This window comes from Zwartia panacis, from assembly GCF_030410395.1.
Classification (GTDB): domain Bacteria; phylum Pseudomonadota; class Gammaproteobacteria; order Burkholderiales; family Burkholderiaceae_B; genus Zwartia; species Zwartia panacis.
In genome coordinates this window covers 1-26,018 of the sequence record NZ_JAUHHF010000015.1, presented here as the reverse complement: position 1 = coordinate 26,018, position 26,018 = coordinate 1, and the positions used below count along the sequence as shown (strand labels likewise).

The 26,018-nt window shown below is 54.7% G+C and carries 29 protein-coding genes and 1 pseudogene; 15 read left to right on the top strand and 15 right to left on the bottom strand.

The features are described from left to right. Nucleotides 1–8: 8 nt before the first annotated feature. The 10 genes from QWY30_RS14890 to QWY30_RS14845 all read left to right on the top strand — a co-directional run bounded on the left by QWY30_RS14890 (nt 9) and on the right by QWY30_RS14845 (nt 8,577). Nucleotides 9–680 carry an ABC-type transport auxiliary lipoprotein family protein gene (locus tag QWY30_RS14890; protein WP_290242341.1) on the top strand — a complete coding sequence of 224 codons (672 nt, stop codon included), beginning with the start codon at nt 9–11 and terminating at the stop codon, nt 678–680. Nucleotides 681–700: 20 nt separating this feature from the next. After that, nucleotides 701–1,348: an alpha/beta hydrolase gene (locus QWY30_RS14885; RefSeq protein WP_290242340.1), complete on the top strand. Its 648-nt coding sequence runs from the start codon at nt 701–703 to the stop codon at nt 1,346–1,348. A gap of 48 nt (nt 1,349–1,396) precedes the next feature. After that, complete coding sequence (locus QWY30_RS14880) at nt 1,397–2,701, top strand: D-alanyl-D-alanine carboxypeptidase family protein (RefSeq protein WP_290242339.1); 1,305 nt, start codon at nt 1,397–1,399, stop codon at nt 2,699–2,701. Nucleotides 2,702–2,731: 30 nt separating this feature from the next. Next, a complete protein-coding gene (locus QWY30_RS14875; RefSeq protein ID WP_290242338.1) occupies nt 2,732–3,616 on the top strand; it encodes a D-amino acid aminotransferase in 885 nt (294 codons plus the stop codon). A 17-nt stretch (nt 3,617–3,633) separates the two neighbouring features. After that, nucleotides 3,634–3,906, top strand: coding sequence for a DUF493 family protein (locus QWY30_RS14870; protein WP_290242336.1), 273 nt, complete (start codon nt 3,634–3,636; stop codon nt 3,904–3,906). Between the two features lies 1 nt (nt 3,907). Then, nucleotides 3,908–4,552 carry a lipoyl(octanoyl) transferase LipB gene (gene lipB, locus QWY30_RS14865; RefSeq protein ID WP_290242335.1) on the top strand — a complete coding sequence of 215 codons (645 nt, stop codon included), beginning with the start codon at nt 3,908–3,910 and terminating at the stop codon, nt 4,550–4,552. A gap of 55 nt (nt 4,553–4,607) precedes the next feature. Continuing rightward, nucleotides 4,608–5,633 carry a lipoyl synthase gene (lipA, locus tag QWY30_RS14860; RefSeq protein WP_290242334.1) on the top strand — a complete coding sequence of 342 codons (1,026 nt, stop codon included), beginning with the start codon at nt 4,608–4,610 and terminating at the stop codon, nt 5,631–5,633. 23 nt (nt 5,634–5,656) lie between these two features. Continuing rightward, a complete protein-coding gene (locus QWY30_RS14855; protein ID WP_290242333.1) occupies nt 5,657–6,835 on the top strand; it encodes a CaiB/BaiF CoA transferase family protein in 1,179 nt (392 codons plus the stop codon). Nucleotides 6,836–6,948: 113 nt separating this feature from the next. After that, complete coding sequence (locus tag QWY30_RS14850; RefSeq protein WP_290242332.1) at nt 6,949–7,893, top strand: hydroxymethylglutaryl-CoA lyase; 945 nt, start codon at nt 6,949–6,951, stop codon at nt 7,891–7,893. Nucleotides 7,894–7,959: 66 nt separating this feature from the next. Next, nucleotides 7,960–8,577 carry a zinc ribbon domain-containing protein gene (locus QWY30_RS14845; protein ID WP_290242331.1) on the top strand — a complete coding sequence of 206 codons (618 nt, stop codon included), beginning with the start codon at nt 7,960–7,962 and terminating at the stop codon, nt 8,575–8,577. Between the two features lies 1 nt (nt 8,578). Here QWY30_RS14845 and QWY30_RS14840 read toward each other — a convergent pair whose 3' ends face one another. Together QWY30_RS14840 and QWY30_RS14835 are read right to left on the bottom strand one after the other, a co-directional pair. Further along, nucleotides 8,579–9,181: a LysE family translocator gene (locus tag QWY30_RS14840; protein ID WP_290242330.1), complete on the bottom strand. Its 603-nt coding sequence runs from the start codon at nt 9,179–9,181 to the stop codon at nt 8,579–8,581. Then, on the bottom strand, nt 9,178–10,203 hold the full coding sequence (locus QWY30_RS14835) for a 4-hydroxythreonine-4-phosphate dehydrogenase PdxA (protein WP_290242328.1): 1,026 nt from the start codon (nt 10,201–10,203) through the stop codon (nt 9,178–9,180). The genes QWY30_RS14840 and QWY30_RS14835 overlap by 4 nt, the downstream gene beginning before the upstream one ends. A gap of 174 nt (nt 10,204–10,377) precedes the next feature. Between QWY30_RS14835 and QWY30_RS14830 the strand changes: the two genes are divergently transcribed. Continuing rightward, entirely contained in the window at nt 10,378–11,298 is a 921-nt protein-coding gene (locus QWY30_RS14830; RefSeq protein WP_290242326.1) for a LysR family transcriptional regulator, read from the top strand. A 42-nt stretch (nt 11,299–11,340) separates the two neighbouring features. Here QWY30_RS14830 and QWY30_RS14825 read toward each other — a convergent pair whose 3' ends face one another. From QWY30_RS14825 to QWY30_RS14815, 3 genes are read right to left on the bottom strand one after another with little or no spacing between them, the layout of a single operon-like run. Beyond that, nucleotides 11,341–12,264, bottom strand: a complete 924-nt coding sequence (locus tag QWY30_RS14825) for a dihydrodipicolinate synthase family protein (protein WP_290242325.1) — start codon at nt 12,262–12,264, stop codon at nt 11,341–11,343. A gap of 3 nt (nt 12,265–12,267) precedes the next feature. Next, a complete protein-coding gene (locus QWY30_RS14820) occupies nt 12,268–13,440 on the bottom strand; it encodes an L-rhamnonate dehydratase (RefSeq protein WP_290242323.1) in 1,173 nt (390 codons plus the stop codon). 41 nt (nt 13,441–13,481) lie between these two features. Next, the gene (locus QWY30_RS14815; RefSeq protein WP_290242321.1) at nt 13,482–14,444 is read right to left on the bottom strand and encodes a Bug family tripartite tricarboxylate transporter substrate binding protein; all 963 of its coding nucleotides are present in this window, start codon (nt 14,442–14,444) and stop codon (nt 13,482–13,484) included. Nucleotides 14,445–14,635: 191 nt separating this feature from the next. Here QWY30_RS14815 and QWY30_RS14810 point away from each other — a divergent pair, with 191 nt between their 5' ends. Next, on the top strand, nt 14,636–14,965 hold the full coding sequence (locus tag QWY30_RS14810; RefSeq protein WP_290242379.1) for a type II toxin-antitoxin system PrlF family antitoxin: 330 nt from the start codon (nt 14,636–14,638) through the stop codon (nt 14,963–14,965). Further along, a complete protein-coding gene (locus QWY30_RS14805) occupies nt 14,962–15,453 on the top strand; it encodes a type II toxin-antitoxin system YhaV family toxin (RefSeq protein WP_290242320.1) in 492 nt (163 codons plus the stop codon). Before QWY30_RS14810 ends, QWY30_RS14805 begins: the two co-directional genes overlap by 4 nt. Here QWY30_RS14805 and QWY30_RS14800 read toward each other — a convergent pair whose 3' ends face one another. The 8 genes from QWY30_RS14800 to dapF form a co-directional block, all read right to left on the bottom strand. Further along, a complete protein-coding gene (locus QWY30_RS14800) occupies nt 15,454–15,996 on the bottom strand; it encodes a cob(I)yrinic acid a,c-diamide adenosyltransferase (RefSeq protein ID WP_290242318.1) in 543 nt (180 codons plus the stop codon). Further along, a complete protein-coding gene (hslU, locus tag QWY30_RS14795; protein ID WP_290242316.1) occupies nt 15,993–17,324 on the bottom strand; it encodes an ATP-dependent protease ATPase subunit HslU in 1,332 nt (443 codons plus the stop codon). The genes QWY30_RS14800 and hslU overlap by 4 nt, the downstream gene beginning before the upstream one ends. A 2-nt stretch (nt 17,325–17,326) precedes the next feature. Next, entirely contained in the window at nt 17,327–17,863 is a 537-nt protein-coding gene (gene hslV, locus QWY30_RS14790) for an ATP-dependent protease subunit HslV (RefSeq protein WP_290242314.1), read from the bottom strand. 128 nt (nt 17,864–17,991) lie between these two features. Then, nucleotides 17,992–18,411 carry an RNA polymerase-binding protein DksA gene (gene dksA, locus QWY30_RS14785; RefSeq protein WP_290196550.1) on the bottom strand — a complete coding sequence of 140 codons (420 nt, stop codon included), beginning with the start codon at nt 18,409–18,411 and terminating at the stop codon, nt 17,992–17,994. Between the two features lie 207 nt (nt 18,412–18,618). Next, the gene (locus QWY30_RS14780) at nt 18,619–19,782 is read right to left on the bottom strand and encodes a CobW family GTP-binding protein (RefSeq protein ID WP_290242313.1); all 1,164 of its coding nucleotides are present in this window, start codon (nt 19,780–19,782) and stop codon (nt 18,619–18,621) included. A 257-nt stretch (nt 19,783–20,039) separates the two neighbouring features. Continuing rightward, nucleotides 20,040–20,984: a tyrosine recombinase XerC gene (gene xerC / locus QWY30_RS14775; protein ID WP_290242312.1), complete on the bottom strand. Its 945-nt coding sequence runs from the start codon at nt 20,982–20,984 to the stop codon at nt 20,040–20,042. Between the two features lie 14 nt (nt 20,985–20,998). Next, nucleotides 20,999–21,688, bottom strand: coding sequence for a DUF484 family protein (locus QWY30_RS14770; RefSeq protein WP_290242311.1), 690 nt, complete (start codon nt 21,686–21,688; stop codon nt 20,999–21,001). After that, entirely contained in the window at nt 21,685–22,611 is a 927-nt protein-coding gene (dapF, locus tag QWY30_RS14765) for a diaminopimelate epimerase (protein ID WP_290242309.1), read from the bottom strand. The genes QWY30_RS14770 and dapF overlap by 4 nt, the downstream gene beginning before the upstream one ends. A gap of 217 nt (nt 22,612–22,828) precedes the next feature. On the opposite strand from dapF, the gene metK reads away from it, so the two are divergent. Next, the gene (gene metK / locus QWY30_RS14760; protein WP_290242306.1) at nt 22,829–23,998 is read left to right on the top strand and encodes a methionine adenosyltransferase; all 1,170 of its coding nucleotides are present in this window, start codon (nt 22,829–22,831) and stop codon (nt 23,996–23,998) included. Nucleotide 23,999: 1 nt separating this feature from the next. Beyond that, on the top strand, nt 24,000–24,200 hold the full coding sequence (locus QWY30_RS14755) for a DUF1289 domain-containing protein (protein ID WP_290242303.1): 201 nt from the start codon (nt 24,000–24,002) through the stop codon (nt 24,198–24,200). A gap of 60 nt (nt 24,201–24,260) precedes the next feature. Here the strand turns inward: QWY30_RS14755 and QWY30_RS14750 are convergent, their stop codons facing one another. Then, nucleotides 24,261–25,175: an NAD(P)-dependent oxidoreductase gene (locus tag QWY30_RS14750; RefSeq protein WP_290242301.1), complete on the bottom strand. Its 915-nt coding sequence runs from the start codon at nt 25,173–25,175 to the stop codon at nt 24,261–24,263. 137 nt (nt 25,176–25,312) lie between these two features. After that, a pseudogene (locus QWY30_RS14745) lies at nt 25,313–25,717 on the bottom strand (carboxymuconolactone decarboxylase family protein); the annotation flags it as partial. Nucleotides 25,718–26,018: the final 301 nt, after the last annotated feature.

Below are 26,018 nucleotides of genomic sequence, written 5' to 3'. Positions count from 1 at the left end.
ATATCGAGATGACGAATTTACAAATGACTAAGTTGAAGGTGTGCGTCCTGAAAGCATGCGTCCTGAAAGCATGCGTCTTGAAAGTTTGTGTCGCGTTGGGTGTCGTGAGTCTGCTGGCGGCCTGCGCATCGGGTGATGGCGCGATTGCACCGAAGCAACTCGATCTGGGCGCTGGAGCGATGACCGTCACGGGCGATGCGGGCGCATTGCCGCAGATGCCTCCGATTGCGGTGCCTCCTGCAAATTCCGCTTCACTGCTGACCGAGACCATGGTGGTCTGGCGAGTGGGAGATCAGGGGCAGCCTCAGGCCTATACGACTTATCGCTGGGTCGCGCCTCCTGCGCGTCTGGTGACGCAGCGCATTGTGGATCGACTTTCCTTGCAAGGCGCAGTCCTGCAGCAAACTATGGGTGGCGATGTCCCACAGCTGCGTCTCAATCTCCAGAGGTTCGAGCAAACGTTTTCACCGGATGGCAATTCGAGTCAGGCGCAGTTGACGTTGCAGGCGGTGCTGATGCGTGGGTCCGAGGTGCTGGGCCAGCGTTTGATTAACGTGCGCGTCCCTGCCACGACACAGGATGCCCCGGGCGGTGCTTTGGCGTTGCGTGCGGCGACCGATCAGGCTGCGGAACAAGTGGCACAATGGTTGACCAGCATGCGTGCGACGACCAAGCGATGATCTAATTTAAAAAACTATTTATGCCTACACATACTGAAAATACGAGTTTTGATGGCCTGGCTGGCATCATTGATTGCGCGATGGACTGGCCCGAGGGGGCGCCGACCGGTTGGGCACTGATTCTCCATCCTAATCCATCCCAGGGTGGGACGCGTGACAACAAGGTTGTGACGACACTCTCGCGTGCCTGCGTGCAGCAAGGTTTGGTCGCGTTGCGTCCTAATTTCCGGGGCATCGGCGCTTCGGGTGGGAGTTTTGATCATGGCAAGGGCGAGCTGCAGGATATGGCGGCGTTGGTAGAGCAGTTTCGGGTCCGCTACCCTGAGATCGCGGCCAAGCCCTGGGTGCTGGGTGGGTTTTCTTTTGGCACCTCAATCGGTGTGCAGCTTTACGCGCAGTGGGAAAAAGCCGGTAAAAATCTGCCAAATATTGTCATATTGGCCGGATCGGCGGCTTTGCGTTTTCGTCATAGCGATGCCAAGGCGCCTGAGGATGCCTTGGTGATTCATGGCGAGCTCGATGAGGTAGTGCCGCTGTCCGAGGTGATGGAATGGGCGCGTCCAATCGGGATGCCGGTCGTCGTGATCCCCGAAGCGGGACATTTCTTTCACGGCAAGCTGCTGGTGCTCCGTCAACTAGTGCAAACGCGTTTGAAAGCGCTTGGTTGAACGCCTGACATGCCTATAATAGGTTGTTTACGATTGTGAGTGCCTCTTATGCTTAACCACCTTTTTTGCGCCGGCCGACGCAGCATCTCCTCGGTCGCGATAGCAGTTGTGGTGACGCTCACCGCAGTGACGACGACAGGTCTGACACCGGTCTGGGCGCAGAAATCACCCACAGAGAAATCACAGGCGTCTGCCCCCAAGGCCGCGCCTTCAGAGGCTGCGACGACAGCCACCATGCCTTCGCCTTTGGTGCCCGTTCAGGTGGGCGATCTTTCGGCCGTACCAGTGCCTGCGATCGCAGCCAAGGCCTGGATTACCGTGGACGTCACGAGCGGCCAGGTGGTCGCCTCGTCCAATCCTGACATGAAAATCGAGCCTGCCTCGCTGACCAAAATCATGACAGCGTATGTGGCGTTTAACGCGCTGAAAGAAAAGCGCATCACGCTCGATCAGCAAGCCAACGTCTCGCAGGTCGCCTGGAAAACACGCGGTTCGCGCATGTTCATCGAGCCCCGCAAACCGGTGACGGTTGATGAGCTGATCAAGGGCGTGATTATCCAGTCGGGGAACGATGCGTCGGTGGCGCTTGCCGAAGCCGTCTCGGGCAGCGAGTCCGCGTTTGTCTCGGTGATGAACGAAGAAGCGCGTCGCATGGGCATGACCAATACGGTCTATGTCAACACAACAGGTTTGCCAGATCCACAGCACGTCACAACTGTGCGTGATCTGGCGACGATCGCGCGCCGGATGATTACGGATCATCCCGATTATTTTCCGTACTACGCGATGCGTGAGTTTACGTACAACAAGATCAAGCAATCCAACCGCAATCGCTTGTTGTGGGCCGATCCTTCGGTGGATGGCATGAAGACCGGACATACGGATGCGGCCGGTTACTGCCTGGTGGCAACCGCCAAACGTGGCGATCGCCGTGTGATCACAGTGATTGTCGGTTCTGACAGCATGGCCACGCGCGCAGAGGAAAGTCTGAAGTTGTTGAACTGGACGTTCCAGAACTTTGAAACAGTGAAGTTGTTCGATCAGACGCACGCCGCAGTCGAGGCGCAAGTCTGGCAGGGCAAAGTCGACTCCACCAAGCTTGGCGTAGCCGAGCCTTTGTGGGTCACGGTGCCGCGCGGCAAAGCCGGTGAGGTCAAGCCGATCGCCAAGCGTCCGGATCCTTTGCTGGCGCCACTGGCCAAGGACGAGCGCGTGGGCACGCTGACGCTCATGTTGGATGACAAAATGTTGTTGACGCGCCCTCTGCTGGTGCTGGATCCCGTCGAGCGTGCCGGATTCGTGGGCCGTACGGTGGACTCCGTCAGATTGTGGTTCCGCAAAAAGCCTGAGTGATTCCTTTTCTCAAAGAGAGCATAGATAAAAATGGTTCAGAATATGTTGATTCAAGGTGTGTCGGGTGATCCGATTGTGTATTTGAATGGCGTTTTCGGACCATTGTCTGAAGCCAAAGTCTCAGTGCTGGATCGAGGCTTTATTTTTGGTGACGGCATCTATGAGGTCGTGCCGATTTATCATGGCAAGCCCTTCCGGATGGAACAACACCTCACCCGTTTGGAGCGCAGCCTGGCCAAGATCCATATCGAGCCGCCCATGACCAGGGCGCAATGGATGGAGCTGGTCAAGGACCTCGTCTCCAAGACGCCCGATCCAACCTGCATGGTCTACATTCAGATCACGCGTGGTGTGGCTAAGCGTGATCATGCCTACCCTGTGCCGACAGTCAAACCAACAGTTTTTGCGATGGCCTCACCCATGACGCCCCCAAGCGCAGAACTGCGTGCAAAAGGCGTGCGTCTAGTGAGTATCCCCGATGAGCGCTGGCTGCATTGCGATATCAAATCGGTCTCGCTGCTCGGCAACGTCCTGGCCAAACAAGCCGCGGTCAACGCGGGTGTGGACGAGGTGGTCCAGTTTCGCAACGGCAATTTGACCGAAGGCGCTTTGAGTAATATGTGGGTCGTGAAAAACGGCAAGGTCATCGCACCTCTGAAAAACAACCTGGTGCTCGAAGGCATTCGTTACGGTTTGTTTGAGGAGCTTTGTAAAGAAACCGGCATTCCTTTCGAGTTGCGTGTCGTGACTGAGCAGGAAACCCGTAATGCGGACGAGATGATGATGTCTTCGGCTACGCGCGAGGTCTTGCCCGTGGTTGAGCTTGATGGCAAACCCGTGGGTTCCGGCAAGCCCGGACCGGTCTATCAAAAATTGCGCGCAGCCTACGATGCTCGCATCGCGGCGTTGGCATAAAGAACGGTGTCACTGAAGTGTCTATTCCAGAAAACGAATCGCTGATCAAGTACCCGTGCGCCTTTCCCATCAAAGTGATGGGAAAGCAAAATCCTGAGCTCGCTCAGGTGTTGACTGCGCTTGTCCTTGAACATGACCCAGCGTTTGATGCCGCGACGGTTGAAATGCGGCCGAGTAAAGGCGGCAACTATATTGGGCTGACCTTCACCGTAAATGCCACTTCGCGCGTACAGCTCGACGCGCTGTACCGCGCTTTGCACGGGCATCCGCTGGTATCGGTGGTGTTGTAACTTGAGCCGCACCTGGCCGCGTCCGACTCCTTATGAACCGGTCTGGCGTGCCATGCAAGCCTTTACCGAGGCGCGTACTCCGGACACCCTGGATGAAATCTGGCTGGTCGAGCACGAGCCTGTTTATACGCTGGGTCAGGCCAGCAAGCCCGAACATGTATTGAATCCGGGCAATATCCCTGTTGTGCAAACTGATCGAGGTGGCCAGGTGACCTATCACGGTCCCGGTCAGGTGATGGCTTATATCCTCGCCGATCTCAGACGCTCCGGGCGGTTTATCAAGGCGATGGTGCACCAGATCGAGGAAGCAACCATAGAGACCCTCAGACTCTACGGTATCGAGAATGCCTGTCGTAAAGAGGGGGCGCCGGGCGTATATGTGCCTACGGGCGTTGAAGCTTCAGCAGAGCTCGCTAAAATCGCCGCCCTGGGCATTAAGGTCCGCAATGGCTGCACCTATCACGGTATGGCGCTCAATGTGGACATGGATTTGACCCCGTTTAACGGGATTAACCCCTGCGGCTACGCAGGTTTGCAGACCGTGTCCATGGCGCAGCTAGGCGTCAAGGCAGGCTGGGTTGATGTTGCGCAAACATTGTCCCAACAAATTACAAGGTACTGCGGTTTGTCACTCTCCAACGAGTAAAATGATTGTTCACTGTTAATGAACGGCTGGGCGTGCAAAAACGTCCACGGACCCTATGTCTACACAACCTGAACAAACCTCTGCAGCCGCAGCCACATCGGCGAGCTCATCCGTGACTCCTGCAGCCGCTCCCTACGATGCGACTCAAAAGCAGAAATCGCAGGCCAAGACCTCGCGGATTCCGATCAAGGTCGTTGCTGCCGAGCGCCTGAAAAAGCCGGACTGGATCCGAGTGAAGGCCGCACCTGCAGGTTCAAGGTTTTACGACATCAAGCGGATTTTGCGCGAGCACAATCTGCACACCGTCTGCGAAGAAGCCTCTTGCCCGAACATCGGCGAGTGCTTTGGCAAGGGTACGGCAACTTTCATGATCATGGGTGACAAGTGTACGCGTCGTTGTCCGTTTTGCGATGTCGGACATGGTCGCCCCGATCCGTTGGATGTGAACGAACCAGTCAATCTGGCGCGCACGATCGCCGCACTTAAGCTGACTTATGTGGTGATTACCTCTGTGGATCGTGACGATCTGCGTGATGGAGGTGCAGCCCATTTTGTGGAGTGCATTCAAAAGGTGCGCGAGCTGTCCCCCGAGACGCGTATCGAGGTCTTGGTGCCGGATTTCCGTGGACGTCTTGATCGTGCGCTGGAGATTCTGGACGGCGGTCCGCCTGATGTGATGAACCACAATCTCGAGACCGTGCCCCGTTTGTATAAGCAAGCCCGTCCCGGCTCGGACTACATGCACTCGCTCAAGCTCCTCCAGGAATTCAAAAAGCGTCACCCCAACACACCGACCAAATCAGGGTTGATGCTGGGTCTGGGAGAAACCGACGAAGAAATCCTCCAGGTCATGCGAGACATGCGCGCGCATGATGTCGAGATGCTGACCATCGGCCAGTATCTGCAGCCCTCTGAACATCATTTGCCCGTATTGCGTTACGTGCATCCCGATACATTCAAAATGTTCGAGCGTGAAGCTTATGCGATGGGCTTTCATCACGCTGCAGTTGGCGCGATGGTCAGGTCTTCGTATCACGCAGATGAGCAAGCGCATGCCGCGAGTTTGAGTGCAGCGGGATAACGATCAAAGTCATCACCTAACATATGCAGCTTCAGGGTATCCGGGTCATAGACCTTACGCGGATTTTGTCTGGTCCGTTTTGTACGATGTTTCTGGCCGACATGGGGGCCGAGGTCATCAAGATTGAGGATCCCAAGGGTGGTGATCCGGTCCGCCATCAGGGTGAAGCGCCTAATGGGTACTCATATTATTTCGCCTCTTTTAACCGCAATAAGCGCTCGATCACGCTTGATTTGCGGGCACCTGAAGGCAAAGACATTTTGCGCGAATTGCTCAAAACCGCGGATGTCGTGGTCAACAACTATCGTCCAGGCATCATGGACAAGATGGGTTTTGGACGCGAGGCGCTCTCGCGTATCAAGCCTGACTTGGTGAGTTGTAATGTCACGGGCTTTGGTCTCGATGGTCCGTATGCGGATCGGCCTTCTTTTGATTTCATTGCCCAGGCGATGAGCGGTTTCATGAGTGTGAATGGTGCGGCCAATGAGCCACCGATGCGGGCTGCGCCACCGATCTCGGATCTGATCGCGGGTTCGTATGCGGCGATGGGGATTCTGGCGGCTTTAGTGAGACGCGCACGTACGGGACAGGGTGAGGAAGTCACGACTTCGCTGACCGACGGTTTAACGAGCATGCTGGCTTTTTTGGCGACGAACTATTTCGCGACGGGCAAGCTGCCTTTGCGAACGGGAAATGATCATGCGCTGGCTTCGCCTTATGGGTTGTTCGAGGCTTCGGATGGGCAGGTCGCGATCGCGCCGAGTAACGATACGTTCTATGACAAGCTGTTGGTAGCGCTCGAGCTCGAACACTTGCGGGAGCGCCCCGAGTTTGCCAACAATGCTCTGCGCTTTGCCAATCGCGAGGCGATCAATGCCGCGCTCAACGAAAAGGTTCGGCAAAAACCCATCGCGCACTGGATTGAAAAACTCAACGAGGCTGGGGTGCCCTGTGGTCGGGTACTCAATATCGGTGAGGTCTTTGACGACCCGCAGACGCAACATCAGCAGATGCGCTTGACGATCGAGCATCCCGAGCACGGGCGTCTCGATGTGCTGGGCTTTCCGATCAAGTTTTCCGACGAACCCTGTCAAATCCATCGTCCGCCACCGACGTTAGGCGTCGATAACGAAGCAGTGCTGGGGCAGTTGGGTTTGACTGCTGAGGCGATTGCCTCTCTTAAAAACCGTGGAATTATTTAGTTTTTGTGACTCAGAGTAGGCCTGATCCGATTGGGTCGGCTTTCAGGTATCAGTCGAGTCTGCCATTGTGTAATATTGGTTCATTATTCGACTCTATTTTTACGAGAATCACCATGTCAGAGCAATCCAAAAATTTCGTGACGGTTACCGAAGTCGGGACCCGAGATGGTTTTCAAGCTGAGCCAGAGTTCATCGCCACGGCCGACAAGGTTGCAACAATCAATGCGCTGATTGATGCGGGTGTCCGCAGCATCGAAGCGACATCTTTTGTGTCGCCTCGCGCACTGCCTCAACTGGCCGACGCGGCCGAGGTGCTGGCACAGGTGCATCGTAATCCAAACGTCCGTCTGGCCGTTCTCGTACCGAATGCGCGTGGCGCTGAGCGTGCCGCGGCTGCCAAGGCCGACATGATGGTGGGTTTCATTTCCGCTAGCGAAAGCCATTGCAAAACGAATTTGAACAAATCGATTGATCAGGCGATTGCGGATTTTGCCGAGGTGGTGCCGATCGCCCGCCAGTGGGATATCAAGCTGCGTGGTGCGGTGGCGACTGCGTTCGGCTGTCCGTTCGAAGGCGAAGTTTCAATCGACAATATTTTGAAGATTGTCGGTTCCTACGATGCACACGGGATTCGCAACATTACTTTTGGCGATACGACGGGCATGGCCACACCTCCTGTGGTGACGCGCGTGGTGGATGCTGTACGCAACAAATACCCCGAAATGGAAATTGCTTTGCATTTCCACAATACACGCGGGGTGGGGTTGGCCAACGTCATGAATGGCTTGCAGCTCGGCGTGCGTGAATTTGAGTCGTCAATCGCGGGTCTGGGTGGTTGTCCCTTCGCTCCGGGTGCGACAGGCAATATTTGTACCGAAGATTTGGTCTATTTGCTCCAAGAGTGCGGCTATGAAACGGGCATTGATCTGGAAAAATTGATCGAAGTCGCCAAGCAGGTCGAGCGTATGATGGGTCGACAATTGCCAGGACAGATGATGAAAGCGGGTCCGCGTCTCAAGCTGATGTCCTTGGACTCTGTCAGACGCGCTGTAGGCTGATCATCAATTAGGAAAGTCCGTGACATGTTGCATGAGACGGACTTTTAATCAGGGTAGAGGTGAGTGATGTCTTTTTGCACAGCATGCGGCACTAAAAATCCGGCCGATGCCCGTTTCTGTAGCGCCTGTGGTCACGCGTTGACGCCTGCGTCAGCGGCGGAGCCTGTCGCACCTGTACCTCCCATCCCTCCTGTGCCAGCTGTACCTCCCGTATCACCTGCGCCACCTGTCGTATCCGCTCAAGCGTCCACTCCCTCAGTCGCTGTGGCTCCAGTCAAGCTCAAAGCGTTCGATAATCCAGATGAACTCTGGAAAATGTATTTTTACGTTTCGATTTTTAATATTGGCGCATATTTCTTGACCAACTCCGCGACTGATTTTTTGGAACAAAGCGGAGGCTTTTTCACCATACCAGTGGGTATTTTTGCGCTGTTTGTAGTGGTGTACTTAGGGTTCGCATACTGGTTGATTAAAAAACAGGCCGTCGATAAAAATCGCACGCTGTGGCTGTTGCCGCTCATCGCCTGGCACGTCTATTCCTATCTGGACGGATTGTCAGGCTTTGATCCAATGTATGCGGAGACGAGTTTTGATTATTACGACGCGTATATCTCCGGAGTACCGGAGACCTTGATTTTGATTAAGTTGTTTGTGGCGCTGCGTGAACGCGTTGCGACGCACTGAGTCAAAGAAACAGCACGGGCACCATCGACAAAATCAGTAAAAGCGCCATTACGACGTTAAATATTTGACGCTGCCGTGGTTTGGATAAGACGCGTTCGAGTTGGGTACCTAGCAGTACCCACAGGGCCAGACAAGGCAGGTTGATTGCGGTAAACATTAAACACGTTGAAAAGATGAACGTGTTTGACGCATCGATTGGCATGTAGTTACTGAAATAAGTCACTGCCATCAGAAGCGCTTTTGGATTGACCCATTGAAATAGTGCCGCTCCCATAAAGCCTAAGGGTTCGCCTTTTGTTTCACCGCGCTGTAAAGGCGTCTGGTTAAATGCAATGCGCCAGGCCAGATATACCAGATAGCAAAAGCCAACGACCTTCATGATCTGATAGCCAAGCGGAAAGGCTTGGAAAAGCTGGTCAAGACCGGCGCCAATGGCGAGCAGCATCACCAGATGACCTGATGAAATCCCAAGCATGTGGGGAATGGTGCGCTGAAAGCCGAAGTTCACGCCCGAACTGAGCAACATCATGTTGTTCGGACCTGGCGTGATTGACGAGGCGAAGGCAAACATCGCCATCGCAATCACAATTTGCCAATCAATCATGGCCGCCAGGACTGGCCCATACGCGCGGCGATTTGAAAGGCCTGCCAAGTGGCTTCTACGCTTGCCCGACCTTTCCCGGCGATATCGTAGGCCGTGCCGTGTGCGGGTGTGGTGATGGGAATAGGCAAACCGCCTTGGACGGTGACGCCTCTTGAAAAACCGAGCAGCTTGATCGCGATTTGTCCCTGGTCGTGATACATGGTGACAATCGCCTGATACTCGCCGGCTTGGGCTTTCAAGAAAATCGTATCGGCCGGAAATGGACCGTGAAAAGGAGCCTCGGTGGGCCAGTTTTTAGCCTGAAGTGCGGCGACGGCGGGAGCGATAATGTCGATCTCTTCGCGACCGCAGGATCCTCCGTCCCCACCATGCGGGTTAAATGCAGCGATGGCGATTTTGGGTTGTTCAAAGCCGCTCGCGAGCAATGCCTTGTAAATGAGCTCCGAGGCTTGTTCGATGCGCTCTTTGCTGAGGTACTGGGCGACGTCTTTGAGCGGGACGTGTGAGGAGATGCGCGAGGTCCAGAGGTTGCCGAGTGTATTGAACTCGCAGAAATAACCGGTCACGCCCAAGTATTCGGCAAAGTGGTGCAGCTCGTCCTCGTGCTTCATGCCACCCATTTTCATGGCTTGTTTATTGAGTGGGGCAAAGCAGATCGCATCGACATGACCCGCCAGTGTCGCATCCATGCAGGCATCCAGGATCTTTAAAACGGACTGACCGTTGAGTGCACTGACCTGACCGATGGTGACATTGCTGGGTTCGATCGACTGGATGGATAAAAAAGCGGGAAGCTGTTGATTGGGACGCTGACGGACCGCCTCAAACGAGTCGATATCTGCTGTGGGTACGCTGACCTGTGCGATGCGTTGGCCCTGCTCCCATAGCCAGCGGTCACCGGCGATGACGACATTGGCGAGGGTGCTGACAGGGTGTTGAGCGAGCAGGCGCGCGATGAGTTCGGGGCCGATGCCGGCGGGATCGCCGAGGGTCAGGACGACAACAGGAAGAGCTTTTTGCATGAGGGTTTCTTTTGTGGCCAGGGCATCACAGCGCGAAGATTCGCGACTAGGGGTTTTAAAGCAGGGGTTTTAAAGCATCTTTCCCGACATTCTAAGGAGCTAATCAATTCCAGTAAAATGAAACTTCATGATTAATTGATATCTCAAGGTTATCAATTTTAAATAGATCATTCAATGACGAACTATTCTCATACCTTATTAAACCGATTGCGGATGCGGCAGGTGTCGCTTTTGCTCAGTATTCAGGAGCACCGCACCTTGCGTGCCGCCGCCCTGGCGATGGGAATGACCCAGCCAGCTGCGACCAAAATGCTGCACGAGCTCGAGGATGCGTTGGGTACAAAGATTTTTGACCGAACCGGCCGGACGCTGACGCTCAACGCGGCGGGCAAGACAGTGCTCGGTTTTTTTCAGGGCATGAGAGGGAGTCTGGAGTCACTGGCGCGTGAACTTGATGCGATGCATACCGGCATCCATGGTTCGCTATCGCTGGGCAGCATCATGGCGGCTTCGCCCGCGATTCTGACGGATGCGCTGATCGCGATGCGGCGTTCGTATCCGATGCTATCGATCAATATTTCGACGGGGACCAGCGATGTGTTGATCGAGGCTTTGAATCAAGGGGACTTGGACTTGGTGATTGGACGCATCGTGAGCGTCAAACACGATGACTATCTGTTTAGACCGATCGCCAACGAGGCCTTATCTATTGTGGGGGCCGCCAACCATCCCCTCGCGGGAAAATCCAAGGTCACTTTGGAGGCGTTGCATCAGTATCCCTGGATCCTTCAGGGACCCGGCAGTCCGATGCGCACAGTCATTGAGCGGGAGTTCCGGGATCAGCATCTCGTGTTACCTGCCAATCTGATCGAGACATCGTCGATTTTGACCACTGCGGATATCGTCGCTCGCACCGATATGATCGCAGTCATACCGGAGTCGGTCGCGAGTATTTTTTCGGATAGCGGGCGCATCAAAGTGCTGCGTTACCGGATCAAGAACAAGCTGGAGCCGTATGGCAGCCTGATCAAGCGTGACCGACCTTGTTCCCCGGCAACCCGGGCTTTCTTAACGATGCTGCACCCAGATCAATAGACTGGCTAGGACCCCTGACGACGTCAGAAGGTCTAGCCTGCCTTATTTCCCCCAGCGAAACACCAATGGATCAAGTCGCTTGGCGGTCTCGATCAGTCCGCTACGCACGGCTGGGTTCATGGCTGGGAATGGGTGTCTTGAAACATCGGACGCGATGATGCCCCCTTCTTTCATGAGGGCCTTCGCAGACAAAATCCCGCCCTGGCGGTTTTCATAATTAATCAGAGGCAGCCAGCGTGTGTAGGCGTCAATCGCCTGGTCACGATTGCCTGCGAACCATGGATCCATGATTTGACGAATACCATCTGGATAACCGCCACCCGTCATGGCACCGGTACAGCCTGCTTCGAGATCGGGCAGTAAGGTGATGGCTTCTTCACCATCCCAGGGGCCTTCGATCGCATCGCCACCGAGCTTGATGAGTTCACGCAGTTTGCTTGCTGCGCCGGGGGTCTCAATTTTGAAATAGGAGACATTGGCGATTTCGGTCGCCATCTTTGCCAGAAATGCAGCGGATAAAGTGGTGCCGCTGACCGGCGCATCCTGAATCATGATGGGGATGTCGATCGCGTCCGAGACGATTGAAAAAAACTCGTAAATGTTAGGCTCAGGCACGCGAATGGTCGCGCCATGATACGGTGGCATGATCATCACCATCGACGCGCCCAAGTCTTGTGCGCGTCGACTGCGTTGTGCGCAAATCAGCGATCCGTAATGCGTTGTCGTGACGATGACGGGAACGCGTCCGGCGACATACTCCAGAATCTCGCGTGTAAGCCGTTCCCTTTCGTCATCAGAAATCGAAAACTGCTCGGAGAAGTTTGCCAGGATGCACAAGCCGTGCGATCCCGCATCGATCATGAAATCGATGCAACGTTTTTGACTTGGCAGATCGAGTTCTCCGGACTCTTTAAAAATAGTCGGGACAACGGGAAATACGCCTTGATATCTGGGGTGTGCGGCCATTGATTACTCGATGATATTGAAGTCTTTGAGAAACTCGGTCTTAAGCGTGAGTCCAAGCCCGGGGGTGTTGTCATCAAGCTGGATAAAACCATCCTTGGCAACAGGTTCACCATCGAAAATGTAATAGAACAATTCATTGCCGACTTCGACATCGAACATCGGGAAGTATTCGCTCATAGGCGAGGCCAGTGTACTCATCGTCAAATGATAGTTGTGCATTTGCCCCGCATGAGGAATGACTGGGACGCTATAGGCTTCGCATAGTGCGTTGATCTTGTGGGCGGCAGTGATGCCACCAACTCGATTCGTATCGTACTGAACCACAGAAACGGCTTTTCGATCAAGCAACTGCTTGAAACCGTATAAAGAAAATTCGTGCTCTCCACCGGAAATCGGAATGCTGGTCAGCTGATTGAGCTCGGCATAACCATCGATATCATCGGCGATGACAGGTTCTTCGAGCCAGCGTGGCGCATACTTTTCCAGTTTGGGCAGTATGCGCTTCGCGTACTCGAGGTTCCAGCCCATATAGCACTCGAGCATGAGATCTGTATCATCACCGATTACCTCGCGGACCGCCGCGACGGATTTGAGATTTTCTACTACGCCATGTTGCAAATGTGCGGGGCCATACCCAAATCGCATTTTGAAGGCTTTGAATCCCTGGTCGAGAAACGTCTGTGCCTCCTTTTGCATTTCATTCAAGTCGGTGCGATACAGCTTGGAGTAGTAACAGGGAATTTTTTCTTTGGTACGGCCACCCAGTAATTTGAATACGGGTTTGTTGACGCTTTTTCCAAGAATGTCCCAGATCGCCAGGTCGATGGCAGAAATCGCGGCCATGGTGACGCCTTTGCGTCCCCATGCGTGTGTGCCGCGATACATTTTTTGCCACAGGTATTCGTAGTCCCAGGGATCTTCGCCGATGACCATGGCAGCGAGGTATTCATCGATGATGGCTTTGGCGATCTTGGGTGCGAGCGCAACGTTACCGAGACCGACAATGCCGTGATCGGTTTCGATTTCAACGACCGTCCACGAATGGAAACGGAAGGTACTCATGGTTTCATTTTTTGAGTACACCAGATCCATGGCGTTTGAACAAAAATTACCCTGGGGTGGAACGGTTTTTCCCTTCCATTCAAACACACGGGCGCGGACGGCTTTGATCTTCATAAATAGACTTCCTGAGCAGCTTTTAAACGGGCAACTTTTAATTAATTCACTTGAATGTTGTTCTTTCTAATCACATCGGAGTAGCGCTTATTTTCGGCGTCGTGAAACGCCTTGAATTGCGCTTGTGACATGGGCTGAATCGTCGCGCCGATTGTCTCCAGGCGCTTGACCGTGTCAGGCATCGCCAGCGTCTTGTTCACATCGGCATTGACTTTGTTGATGACAGACTGTGGTGTTTTGGCGGGCATGTAGACGCCATACCAGGCGCTCATCACCAAAGGCACGCCAGCCTCTTTCATCGTGGGGGTGTCGGGCAACTGAGGATTGCGCGCCTCGCTTGCGACGCCAAGCGCCTTGAGTTTGCCTGCACGAATTTGTGGCAAAGCTGAGGACATTGTTTCAAATGCGTACTGAACTTGACCCGCGATCAAATCGATCATGGCTGGGCCGCTGCCCTTGTAGGGCACGTGAACGGCATTGACGCCCGCCAAATCTTTAAAGAGTTCGGCGGCGATGTGCTGGGTGCTGCCCGCGCCACTTGAGGCGAAGTTCAGTTGACCGGGTTTGCTTTTGAGTAGTTTCACCAGATCTTGCACGCTGTTGACAGGGCTGTTGGCTGCGACAACGAGGACGTTCGGAACGGAACCGGTAAAGGCCACAGGCACGAGGTCTGTTTCATTGTTGTAGTTGAGCTTGAGCAGGTGTGGCGCAATCGCCTGTGCGGTCGAGACACCCATGAGCATCGTTTGGCCATCTGTTGCTTTGGCTGTGATGTCCGCGGCGAGGGTATTCGATGCGCCGGGTTTGTTTTCGACCACGACAGTTTGCCCCCACATGGGTGTGAGCTTGTCGGCGACTGCGCGGGCCATCGCATCCGTGCCACCGCCGGGTGAGGAGCCGACGAGTAATTTAACGGGTTTTGTGGGCCACTCTTGAGCCCATGACGGAGCGCTGATCGCCACCGCCAAGCCAAACATCAATGTGTGGATAAGTTTTATTTTCATGAGGGTCTCCCGATCCATTGTTGGACGAACCCCCACATACTAGAAGCAGAACTGATGCACGTAAAATGAAACTTAATGATTAATTGATAACTAATGGATATCAATTTTCATGAGAGATTCATCCATTTGACGCAAGTAATGCATATGCATTACTATTCGAGCTTCTATCAAATGCTAATTCCTTATGCATGATGCCCATCAAGCTTGAAGTTGAGTCCAAACTGACTGATCGTTATCAAACGACCGTACCGGAAACGGTCCGTCGTGCTTTGCGCTTGGGAAAGCGGGACAAAATTCATTACACCATCCTCCCTGAGGGAGGGGTGATGATGACGCGAGCAGAAGCCAGCGAAACGAATGACCCAGCACTTGATGTGTTTCTGGGTTTCCTGACCCGCGATATCGCAACGCACCCTGAGCGCTTGCATGCAGTTGATCCCGCTTTTGTTCAACGGGCGCAATCATTAGTCGAAGGTATCGACGTTGATTTAGATTCACCTTTATCGGAAGAAAATGAGTGAACCGTGCGTCAAATGAAGGACTCGTGATTAATGGTTGGACAGTATTTGCACACCCACTTTTTTTAAATCAACTTGAACAACTCGTCAGTCAGGTTGAATTATTAAAAATAAAGGATCCAACCGGATATGCAAAGAAGAATGCTAGCAAGCGTTTAGCTGCAATCCTGAAGTTGGCATTTGAAGTCGTCCCGCAAGATCCGATGCGAGTTGAGTATCGTCAGGGTGGCACTCTCGGATCAGATCGCAAACATTGGTTTCGCGCTAAATTCTTTCAACAATATCGTTTGTTTTTTCGTTATCACGCACAAGCTAAGATGATTGTGTATGTGTGGGTGAACGATGATGACACTAAGCGCGCGTATGAAAGCAATGACGACGCTTATCTGGTGTTTCGCAAAATGTTAGAGAGTGGTCATCCACCAGACAGCTGGGATCAGTTGCTCAAAGAGGCTCAGCACTTGAAGCGATACACATTGCATGAAGAGTGATCAGTCACGCCGCCATAACGAATCAGGATGATTTGCTGCTTTGTTGAGGCATCTCGCCAAAATAAACAGCAAGTCCGAAAGTCGGTTGAGATATTGCTGTGGTAGCGGCCCCAATGGCGTTTCGTGATGCAAAGACACTACTGAGCGCTCTGCGCGTCGGCAGACGCTTCGGGCAACATGCGCGAGTGAGGCGGCTCGCGTGCCGCCGGGCAGGATAAATTCCTTAAGCGGTTCGAGCCGTCCATTAAACGTCGCGATTTGTTGATCCAGATACGCGACTTGTTCGGCTTTCATCAGAAAGTAGCCTGGCACTGCGAGCTCGCTGCCTAGATCGAACAACACGTGCTGTGCAGGGGCGATCGCCGAGGCAATGTCTGCGGGTAAGTTGTCTGCTAGCAGCAAACCCAGGCAGCTGTTGAGCTCGTCGACATCTCCCATGGCCTGGACGCGTGCGCTGTCCTTTGGCACGCGTGTGCCGTCTCCCAGGCCTGTTGAGCCATCGTCTCCGGTGCGGGTCGCGATAATCGAAAGTCGAGTGCTCATAAAACGTACCGCGCGAGATCCTGACTGCCAGCGGCTTCTGCGAGCTTGTTGTTGACGTAGCTGGCATCGATCACGATCGTCTGACCGCTGCTGCTGGTGGCATCAAAGGACAAGTCCTCCAGGAGCTTTTCCATCACGGTGTAGAGTCTGCGTGCGCCGATGTTTTCTGTGCGCTCATTGACCTCGAAAGCGAGTTCAGCCAGACGCGCAATCCCCTCATCTGTAAAGTTCAGGTGCACGTCTTCGGTCGCGAGCAGGGCGGTGTATTGCTTGGTCAGAGAGGCATCGGTGTCGCACAGAATCTGCACGAAATCTTTGGCCGTTAGCGAGTCGAGCTCGACGCGAATCGGAAAGCGTCCTTGCAGTTCGGGGATCAGGTCCGAGGGTCGCGAAAGGTGGAACGCACCCGAGGCGATAAAAAGAATGTGATCGGTGCGGATCATGCCGTATTTGGTGGTGACAGTGGTGCCCTCGACCAGTGGGAGCAGATCGCGCTGTACACCCTGGCGCGAGACGTCCGCGCCGCCTGATTCCTGGCGCGCGGCGATTTTGTCGATCTCATCGAGGAACACGATGCCGTGCTGTTCGACTTTCTGGATCGCGACGGTGCGCAAGTCTTCCTCGTTGACGCGTTTTGCGGCTTCTTCTTCAACGAGAAGTTTGAAGGCCTCTTTCACGGTCATTTTGCGGGTTTTCTTTTTATCGCGCGCAAGTCCCGCGAACATGCCCTTGAGCTGTTCGGCCATGTCTTCCATGCCGGGTGGCGTCATGATATCCATCTGCGGCGTGGGCTGGGCGACTTCGATGTCAATCTCGGTGGCGTCAAGATGACCCTCACGCAAGCGCTTGCGAAAGGTCTGTCGCGTGGCGTTTTCTTCACGGATCGGCGAGCCGTCTGCCGCACGTGGTGGCGTCAACAGCACATCAAGGATGCGGTCTTCTGCGGAGTCTTCGGCCAGTGTGCGCACGCGTTTCATTTCTTGTTCACGCGTTTGCTTGATGGCGATCTCTGCGAGGTCTCGGATAATCGTGTCGACATCACGACCGACATAACCGACTTCGGTGAATTTGGTGGCTTCGATTTTGATGAAAGGCGCATCAACTAGCTTGGCGAGTCGACGGGCGATTTCTGTTTTACCGACGCCCGTCGGTCCGATCATCAAAATATTTTTGGGGTGGATCTCGTGACGCAACGGCTCGGCGACTTGCTGGCGACGCCAGCGGTTACGCAAGGCGACGGCGACGGAGCGCTTGGCGCGATTTTGACCAACGATATATTTGTCCAGCTCGGACACGATCTCACTTGGAGTCATTGTGGATGCTGACATGCTTAGTCCAGTGTTTCTATCAGATGCTGTTGATTGGTGTAGATGCAAAGATCGCCGGCGATTTCGAGAGACTGTTTGACGATCACTTCGGGTGCGAGCTCGGTATGCCTGAGCAAGGCCATCGCGGCGGATTGTGCATAGGCGCCTCCTGATCCGATCGCGGCAAGGCCGTTTTCGGGTTCGAGCACATCGCCGTTGCCGGTGAGCACGAGTGTGTGTTCGCGGTCCGCGACGATCAGCATTGCTTCAAGGCGGCGCAATACACGGTCGGTTCGCCAGTCGCGCGTGAGCTCGACGGCGGCGCGCATGAGATTGCCTTGATGTTTCTCCAGTTTGCCTTCGAAACGCTCCTGGAGCGTAAAAGCATCAGCCGTCGCACCGGCAAAGCCTGCGAGAATTTTGTCGTGGTAGAGACGACGAATTTTGCGCGCGGTGCCTTTGATGATGATGTTGCCAAGCGTGACCTGGCCATCGCCTCCAAGTGCGACGCGATTGCCGCGACGGACGCAAACGATAGTGGTGCCGTGAAATTGTTCCATATGCGTACTTTGAGTGAGAGTCGAGCTTAGAGTCAACAAGGGCACACTCGTGATGAAGCAAGTGTGCCCTGGGATGTGTCAATCATGCTTGCGTAGGCTCTTATGCAGAGTCAAACGCTCAGTCCAGATTAATCACCAAACATTTTCTGTCGCATTTCCCGACGTTCCTGCGCCTCCAGGGAGAGGGTCGCGGTAGGACGTGCAAGCAGACGACGCAAGCCGATGGGCTCACCGGTTTCTTCGCACCAGCCATACTCACCGCTGTCGATGCGGGCGATGGACTGCTGGACTTTTTTCAATAGTTTGCGCTCGCGATCACGCGTGCGTAATTCGAGCGCGTGCTCTTCTTCGATCGTGGCGCGATCTGCCGGGTCTGGCACAAATTGCGTTTCGCGCAAATGCTCGGTCGTGGCGCCGGCGTTGCTGAGGATTTCCTGCTCGAGTTGTCTGAGACGATCGCGGAAAAAGCCGAGCTGACGCTCGTTCATGTATTCCGACTCAGGCATCTTCAACAACTCGGCCTCGGTCGGCAGGTTGTTCTCGGACAGGTCGCCAGAGTTAACAGGCTTCTTTGGCGCCGCTTTGGAGGCGACGGCTGGTGTTTTTGCCGGTGCGGGAGCTGCTTTTTTAGCGGCCGCGACCTGTGTGGATACGGGGGCTTTTGCTGCAGTAGCCTTGCTTGCTACGGGGGTTGCTGCCTTGGATACCATGAAAAACACTCCATTAATTAAGCTCTGCGCACGGGCGCAGAGGGACTACTTGGCCAAGCACTGCTCCAGACCTTTGGTAAAGATCTCTTGTGGCAGTTTGCGTCCGATAAAGACCATTTTTGTGGTCTTTTTTTCGTTGGCCAGCCAGGGTTTACCGGGTTCGGCGCCCATCAACATGTGGACACCCTGAAAAAGCATCCGTTTATTGATGCCTTTCATGTAAAGGATACCCTTGTAACGCAGAAGGTCGGGTCCGTAGACCTGAACGACGCCACCGAGGAATTCTTCGAGACGTTCTGGATCAAAGGGTTTGTCGGATTTGAAAACAAACGCACCGATATTGTCATTGTGCGCAGGCTTGTGCGAGTGACCATGGTTGTGGTCTGGATTGGTGCAGGTCGCGGGATCATGATCGTGATCATGCGCGTGCCCATGTGCATGGTCATGGCCGTGATCGTGGTCGCAGTGACCATGGTCGTGATCGCAATGACTATGGTCATGATCGTGATCGTGCGCGGCATCGGGATGGTCGTCGGCCAGAAACTGCGGATCGATATCCAGAATGGTGTTGAGATTGAAGCCGCTGATGTCGATAATCTTTTTCAGATCGGTATCGCCAAAATTGACTGCCTCAATCGACGCGCGCGGATTCATGTGCACGATCCGGCGACGTAAAGCCGCATACTCGGCCTCGGTCACAAGATCTTTCTTAGAAATCAAAATGCGGTCGGCAAAGCCGACTTGTTTTTGAGCTTCTTCCTGCTCGTCGAGTGTTTCCATGCCGTGCTTGGCATCGACAATGGTGACGACCGCATCTAGGCGGTAGTACTCGGCGATGTCATCGTCCATGAAAAACGTCTGGCAAACAGGACCCGGGTTGGCCATGCCAGTCGTTTCGATGATGACGCGTTCGAAATTGAGTTCACCACTTTCGTGACGTTTACGCAGATCGAGCAGTGTGCGCATCAGGTCGCCACGTACGGTACAGCACACACAACCGTTGGACAGCTCAATGATCTCTTCGTCCTGGTCTTGCACGAGCAGGTCGTTGTCGATACTCTCGGGTCCGAATTCGTTTTCGATGACCGCGATACGCTTACCGTGGTACTCCGTCAGAATGCGTTTCAAAAGCGTCGTTTTACCTGCGCCGAGAAAGCCGGTGAGGATGGTGACGGGGACCATTTGGTCCAGACTGCGAGGGGAATTCATGGTCAAGTTGACTTCAAAAACAGGTAAAAGTGCAGGGCTTCAGATCAATGTTCAGAGCTGAGGCGAACGCCGGATTACAGCACAGCCGAAGCCTTCGGGCAAACTTCACAGACTTATTTTAGGCAATCAGTCTGACATGAAAATGTCATCACGTAGTTGTACGCAATCCAGATAATATTTTCTATATGAGGTTGCTTTGCCAGATTTCAAGATCTTCGCTTTGAGCAAATGGCTTGAATATTGGTAACCAATTGTTTTTATTCGCTTTTTCTGCCGGCGCGGGGATGTGCGGAATCGTAGGCTTTGGCTAAATGCTGAAAATCCAGCTTGGTATAGAGCTGGGTGGTGGAAATATTGGCATGGCCAAGCATTTCTTGAACTGCTCTCAAATCCTGAGCAGATTGCAAGACGTGGCTGGCAAAACTGTGGCGCAGGACGTGAGGGTGAACGTGTGTCGGTAAACCTGCCAGTTTGACCAGTTTCGTGAGCTGGCTCTGCACCACGCGAGGGCTGATTCTGCCGCCTCGTACGCCGATAAACAGGGCGGCTTGATCGGCCTCGCTCATGTCGGGCCGGGCAAATTGAGGCCGTGCCTCGAGCCAGTGTGTCAGGCATTCCAGAGCCTGGGTGCCGATCGGGACGCTTCTGCGTTTGCCGCCTTTGCCCAGTACGTTGACTTCGCGATCATTCAAGTTGATCCAGCCGGCTGAGGTGTGCCCTTTGGTCTGCGTGTAATCGATGTCGAGCCCGACGAGTTCGCTCAGACGCAGGCCGCTCGAGTAGAACAGCTCGAACATGGCCCGGTCTCTTAGAGAGGCGGGATCGGTTTGGGTGGTCAGGGCAGGGGCTTCGAGCAGCGCCTGGGTCTGGTCGACGGACAAGGCCTTGGGCAAACCACGTGAGGCCTTGGGGGCGCGGACGTCTGCCGCAGGGTTGGCGGCCATTTGGCTTTGAGGCGCCCACCACTTGTAAAAGCCCCGCCAGGCGGCCAGCATGCGAGCCAGGCTTCGCGCGCTGTGTCCCTGGCTGTGCAGGCGCGCGAGAAAATGCCGGATGTTGCCGTTGACCAATTGTTCAAGCGGCTTGCCGTCTGCGAGCGTGACAAGTTGTTGCAGGTCGCGTCGATAGGCCGAGAGAGTATGTCCGGAGTAACGACGGTTGACTTCGAGGTGTTTGAGCCAGGTCGTGACGGGATCGGACATCGGTGAGTCCCTATTCAGGAGTCTTCAGCGGCGCGCAAATTCGTGCCGGCCGGCTTGAGTCGAGACAGTGCGGAACTCGCAAGGATGCTGACGGTTTGCAAAAACGCGACGCCCATGTCGGGTGCGAAACGCTCGGGGTCGTCCGAACCTAAAACCAGCAGTCCAAAGGCGGGTTGACCCACGGCGGGACGCAGGGGCAGAATCGCAAGGGAGGCGGGTTTGGCATGGAGCCAGGTGGCAGGGGTGAGTGTCGTATCGTTACCGCAGTAAGGATTGACGAGGTTATTCGCGTAAGTGTGCACTTCTTCACCAACTGGGGCACCCACCCCTTCGGCCGGCAGGTCCAGACCCCAGACGCGCAGGGCAACTTCCTGCAAGTTGAACTGTTCAGCCAGACCCAGGGCAACTTCGCCTGGCAGGCGCAGGGTCGATTGCTCGCCCAGCATCCGGACACACCAGCGATTCAGTTTGTCTGTGGTGATTTCATTCAACGCGGCATTGCGTACTAAATCCGCGAGTCTGAATTCAAAATCGCGCAATCTCTCGCGCAAGGTCATGATCTGACGCTCCCCCAGGGAGATCGTGCGCGCCTGGTGTGGGTGCGGCACCTCGAGTGTCGAGAACAACTCCGAATACTGGACAAAGAACTCAGGGTGCTCCTGAAGAAATTTGGCGACAGTGTGGGGATGCAGTGAGTCGGTCATGGCTTGGTACTAAAGGAAGTAGGAATGGAGGCGACCAGCCGGTCGATATCAATCGTGCTGGAAAAAACGGTCGTGGCGGGTCCGGTCATGCGCATTTGGTCGCCATGGGTGGCGATGGTCAGCCAGCCGCCATGGGTGCGCACGCGTACGGGCGAGTCCAGCAGGCCGCGCCGGATACCGGCTGCCACCGCGGCGCAGGCACCTGAGCCGCAGGCCAGCGTCTCGCCAGCGCCACGTTCGTAGACACGCAGGTGCGCAGTGTGTCGATCCACGATTTGTAGAAAACCGGCATTGACGCGCCGAGCGAAGCGCGGGTGTGACTCGATCAACGGTCCCAGAATGGAAACAGGTGCCGTGTCGATATCATCCACAACCTGCACGGCATGGGGATTAGAGATCGCGACGGCGGACAGCCAGACTGTCACGTCGCCCAGGTCGGTGTGCGTTTGCAGGGGCAGGGCGTAAAGCGTGTCTTGTCCTTGCGTGCGGGTCGCGAGTCCTGTCACATCAAAAGGCAGGGCCTCTGGGACGAAACGGGTCTGCCCCATGTCGACCACCACCTCGCCGTTGGGCATCGCTTCGAGTGTGATCAGTCCGGTTGAGATCTCGGCGCGCAAGGGATTGCGCGAGGAGAGCTTTTGCTCGTGGACGAATTTGACGAAACAGCGGGCGCCATTGCCGCAGTGTTCGACCTCGCTGCCATCCGCATTGAAAATCCGGTAGCGGAAATCCGCCTCGGGGTGGGAGGGTGTGTCGACCAGCAATATCTGATCGCAGCCAATGCCGAACTGGCGATGGGCGAGCGCGCGGGCACGTTCGGGGGTCATGTCGATGGGTTGGCGAACCCCATCCAGGACCACGAAATCGTTGCCGGCGCCATGCATTTTTGTGAAGTTCCAGATCATGTAGGGATTATCGCCCATTTGTTTGCAGTTTTGACTTAAACTATTGATTAAGTCGCTGAGTTAACCGACAACTTGCGGGGCGACGGTGTTGGACAAAAGCTGAAATGCCGAGTCGACACAAAAATAAATCCGCTAAAGCGTCGCGCCCAATCCAGCGTCTATTCAGGTGTCGGTCCGGGGTGCAACGCACCTCCTTAACTTCACCTCTGGCGATTGCCAGAAATAGGACGTGATCATGGCTTCAAAGTCTTCTGACTATCTCTTTACCTCCGAATCCGTTTCCGAAGGACATCCAGACAAGGTCGCCGACCAGGTCTCCGATGCCATTCTGGATGCGATTTTTACTCAGGATCCCAACGCGCGTGTGGCAGCTGAAACGCTTTGCAACACGGGATTGGTCGTACTGGCCGGCGAAATCACCACAACAGCCAACGTGGACTACATCCAGGTCGCGCGCGACACCATCAAGCGTATCGGCTATGACAACACCGATTACGGCATCGATTACAAAGGTTGCGCGGTACTGGTGGCTTATGACAAACAGTCTCCCGATATCGCGCAGGGTGTAGATCGCACATCCGAGGACTATCTCAATCAAGGCGCGGGTGACCAGGGTCTGATGTTTGGTTATGCATGTAACGAAACGCCCGATCTGATGCCTGCTCCAATCTGGTACGCACATCGTCTGGTGCAGCGTCAGAGCGAATTGCGCAAGGACGGTCGCCTGCCCTGGCTGCGTCCCGATGCCAAGTCGCAGGTGACTTTCCGTTACGTCGACGGCAAGCCGGTTGAGGTCGATACTGTTGTGTTGTCGACACAACATGCGCCTGAAATCTCGCAAACAGCGATTCACGAAGCCGTGATCGAGGACATCATCCGTCCAAGTTTCCCTGCAGGTTTACTCACACCCAAGACCAAGTTCCTGATCAACCCGACCGGTCGTTTCGTGATTGGCGGACCCCAGGGTGATTGCGGTTTGACAGGTCGCAAGATCATTGTCGACACCTACGGTGGCGCATGCCGTCACGGTGGTGGCGCGTTCTCCGGTAAGGATCCTTCAAAAGTCGATCGCTCCGCAGCGTATGCCGCACGTTATGTGGCCAAAAACATCGTGGCAGCAGGTCTCGCCAGCAAGTGTGAAGTCCAGGTGAGCTACGCGATCGGCGTGGCAGAACCCATCAACATCACGGTCGATACGCATGGTACGGGTGTGGTGTCTGACGAGCAATTGTCTTTGCTTGTACGCGAGCATTTTGATTTGCGTCCAAAAGGCATCGTCAACATGCTCAACCTGTTGCGTCCGATCTACAGCAAGACCGCCGCCTATGGCCACTTTGGTCGCAGCGAGCCCGAGTTCAGCTGGGAAGCCACTGACAAGGCTGCCGCACTGAAAAAGTCGGTTTAAGGTGACCACGGATGCCTCAAATGGAGCAGACTCGCCATGCGTGGCGATTTGCTCTACCTTGTTCGATGATGTCTGTCGCGGCTGCGGCCGAACGGTGATGGAAGTCTCGAACTGGGTCTTTATGACTGACGAGGAAAAACAGGCGGTATGGGTACGGATCCGGGCTGAGGGTTACCCCAAAAAGCCCGGAGAAACCACCTGATCAGGTTGTATAAAAAAAGGGTACTCCTGAGTACCCTTTTCTTTGACTACTGGTTGCTCATTATTTTTCTTTCTTTTCTGACAAGGTGTCACCTGCCAAGGCTTCGGACAACTTGGCGATTGCCGTGTGGTCCTGGCCGGGTCCGAGCATCTGTGCGCACGAGGCCCACATTTCACGGCACAACGATGAAAAAGGTGTGGGTGTGTCGGTGTCACGACCGATACCCAGCGCAATGCTCAGGTCTTTCACCATCAGATCCAGACCAAAGCCGGCGTTGTACTTGCCCGACAAGACGAACTGTTTGAATTTTTTCTGCGTGGAATTGTTCATGCCCGTCGAAGAATTCAGCACGTCAACCATGGCTGAAGGATCCAGACCAAAACGCTTGCCGATCAGCAGTGCTTCGACGCCGATCAAAAAGCCGCCCGCGGACACCAGGTTGTTCAGTGCTTTCATGGCGTGAGCCGAGCCGACATCACCAGTTGGCGTGATGGAGGTGCCCATACAGGACAACACCGGACGCACGCGTTCGAGAATCTCGTTGCTACCGCCAAACATGATTGCGAGTTCGCCGGTCTTGGCGCGAGGCACACCGCCTGAAACAGGCGCATCGACCAGATGCCCTTTGGCCGCTTTGACTTGTTCGGCCAGCGTGCGAGTGATCGTCGGCACACCAGAGGTCATGTCGATGACGACCGAACCTGGACGCAGACCTGCCAACAGACCATCAGGGCCGTTGAGCACGGCTTCGACGATATTGCTGGTCGGCAAAATAGTGATGATGAGTTCGGAGGCAGCGGCGAGTGCGCGGTTGGAAGCGGCGACGGTGCCACCGATTTCTTTGGCGAAGGCTTCGGCGCGCTCTTTGGAGGCGTCAATCACCTGAAGTGGGTAACCAGCTTTGTGCAGCAGGGAGGCCATCGGCCACCCCATGCTGCCCAAGCCCACAAAACCTATCGTGGGCAGCGCGCTCATTTCTTAGCTGCCTTTTTTGCGGCAGCTTTTTTGGCGGGTGCTTTGGCTGCGGCTGCTTCAACTTCTGCGGGCTTTGCGGCAGCAAGCTTCTTGGCGGCGGCTTTCTTGGCCGTCACTTTTTTCTTGGCGGCCTTGGCAGCTGCTTTTTCGTAAGCGCCTTCTTCTTCGAGCACCTGGTTGGCGGCTTTGAAGGCGTCCAGACCAGCGGGGATGCCGCAGTAAACCGTTGCGTGCAACAGGACTTCTTTGATTTCTTCGACGGTCACGCCGTTCGCGAGCGCGCCTTTGACGTGCAGTTTGATTTCAGCGGAACGGTTGAGCGCGGTCAGCATCGCGAGGTTGAGCATGCTGCGTGTCTTGCGGCTCAGTCCGTCGCGGGTCCAAGCGTAGCCCCAGCACCACTCGGTGGTGATGTGCTGGAAAGCCATGGTGAAGTCGTTGGCCTTGGCGATGGAGCCGTCAACGTAATCAGCACCGAGTACGGCACGACGAACGGCCAGGCCGTCTTTGAATAATTGAGCGGTTTCGCTTTTAGCAGACATTTAAGGCTCCAAAATCAGTATGATCAAAAGTAAATTGAGTAGAACAAATAAGCAACGTATCAGCGAAACATGTAACGGTATAAGCAAAACATGTAACGAACGTCACGAGTGGTCTCGATTGTCTGCGCTTGACTTGTCCTGTGTCAAGCAAGATTGATTGGGAATGCGAATAAAGGAGATGTAATGGACGCCTCCCTCCCTGCTGGGGAGTGAGGGGGACAGAAAAGCAGAGAGCCCTCGCTTTACCTAACGGCATCTAAGTGCCAAAGTGGAGTTTCTTAAACCAACCACAAACGGTAAT

Coding starts and splice junctions, on each gene's coding strand:
- QWY30_RS14890 (WP_290242341.1), top strand. CDS start 9: ATGACGAATTTACAAATGACTAAGTTGAAGGTGTGCGTCCTGAAAGCA.
- QWY30_RS14885 (WP_290242340.1), top strand. CDS start 701: ATGCCTACACATACTGAAAATACGAGTTTTGATGGCCTGGCTGGCATC.
- QWY30_RS14880 (WP_290242339.1), top strand. CDS start 1,397: ATGCTTAACCACCTTTTTTGCGCCGGCCGACGCAGCATCTCCTCGGTC.
- QWY30_RS14875 (WP_290242338.1), top strand. CDS start 2,732: ATGGTTCAGAATATGTTGATTCAAGGTGTGTCGGGTGATCCGATTGTG.
- lipA (WP_290242334.1), top strand. CDS start 4,608: ATGTCTACACAACCTGAACAAACCTCTGCAGCCGCAGCCACATCGGCG.
- QWY30_RS14855 (WP_290242333.1), top strand. CDS start 5,657: ATGCAGCTTCAGGGTATCCGGGTCATAGACCTTACGCGGATTTTGTCT.
- QWY30_RS14850 (WP_290242332.1), top strand. CDS start 6,949: ATGTCAGAGCAATCCAAAAATTTCGTGACGGTTACCGAAGTCGGGACC.
- QWY30_RS14845 (WP_290242331.1), top strand. CDS start 7,960: ATGTCTTTTTGCACAGCATGCGGCACTAAAAATCCGGCCGATGCCCGT.
- QWY30_RS14840 (WP_290242330.1), bottom strand. CDS start 9,181: ATGATTGATTGGCAAATTGTGATTGCGATGGCGATGTTTGCCTTCGCC.
- QWY30_RS14835 (WP_290242328.1), bottom strand. CDS start 10,203: ATGCAAAAAGCTCTTCCTGTTGTCGTCCTGACCCTCGGCGATCCCGCC.
- QWY30_RS14830 (WP_290242326.1), top strand. CDS start 10,378: ATGACGAACTATTCTCATACCTTATTAAACCGATTGCGGATGCGGCAG.
- QWY30_RS14825 (WP_290242325.1), bottom strand. CDS start 12,264: ATGGCCGCACACCCCAGATATCAAGGCGTATTTCCCGTTGTCCCGACT.
- QWY30_RS14820 (WP_290242323.1), bottom strand. CDS start 13,440: ATGAAGATCAAAGCCGTCCGCGCCCGTGTGTTTGAATGGAAGGGAAAA.
- QWY30_RS14815 (WP_290242321.1), bottom strand. CDS start 14,444: ATGAAAATAAAACTTATCCACACATTGATGTTTGGCTTGGCGGTGGCG.
- QWY30_RS14810 (WP_290242379.1), top strand. CDS start 14,636: ATGCCCATCAAGCTTGAAGTTGAGTCCAAACTGACTGATCGTTATCAA.
- QWY30_RS14800 (WP_290242318.1), bottom strand. CDS start 15,996: ATGAGCACTCGACTTTCGATTATCGCGACCCGCACCGGAGACGATGGC.
- hslU (WP_290242316.1), bottom strand. CDS start 17,324: ATGTCAGCATCCACAATGACTCCAAGTGAGATCGTGTCCGAGCTGGAC.
- hslV (WP_290242314.1), bottom strand. CDS start 17,863: ATGGAACAATTTCACGGCACCACTATCGTTTGCGTCCGTCGCGGCAAT.
- QWY30_RS14780 (WP_290242313.1), bottom strand. CDS start 19,782: ATGAATTCCCCTCGCAGTCTGGACCAAATGGTCCCCGTCACCATCCTC.
- xerC (WP_290242312.1), bottom strand. CDS start 20,984: ATGTCCGATCCCGTCACGACCTGGCTCAAACACCTCGAAGTCAACCGT.
- QWY30_RS14770 (WP_290242311.1), bottom strand. CDS start 21,688: ATGACCGACTCACTGCATCCCCACACTGTCGCCAAATTTCTTCAGGAG.
- dapF (WP_290242309.1), bottom strand. CDS start 22,611: ATGGGCGATAATCCCTACATGATCTGGAACTTCACAAAAATGCATGGC.
- metK (WP_290242306.1), top strand. CDS start 22,829: ATGGCTTCAAAGTCTTCTGACTATCTCTTTACCTCCGAATCCGTTTCC.
- QWY30_RS14750 (WP_290242301.1), bottom strand. CDS start 25,175: ATGAGCGCGCTGCCCACGATAGGTTTTGTGGGCTTGGGCAGCATGGGG.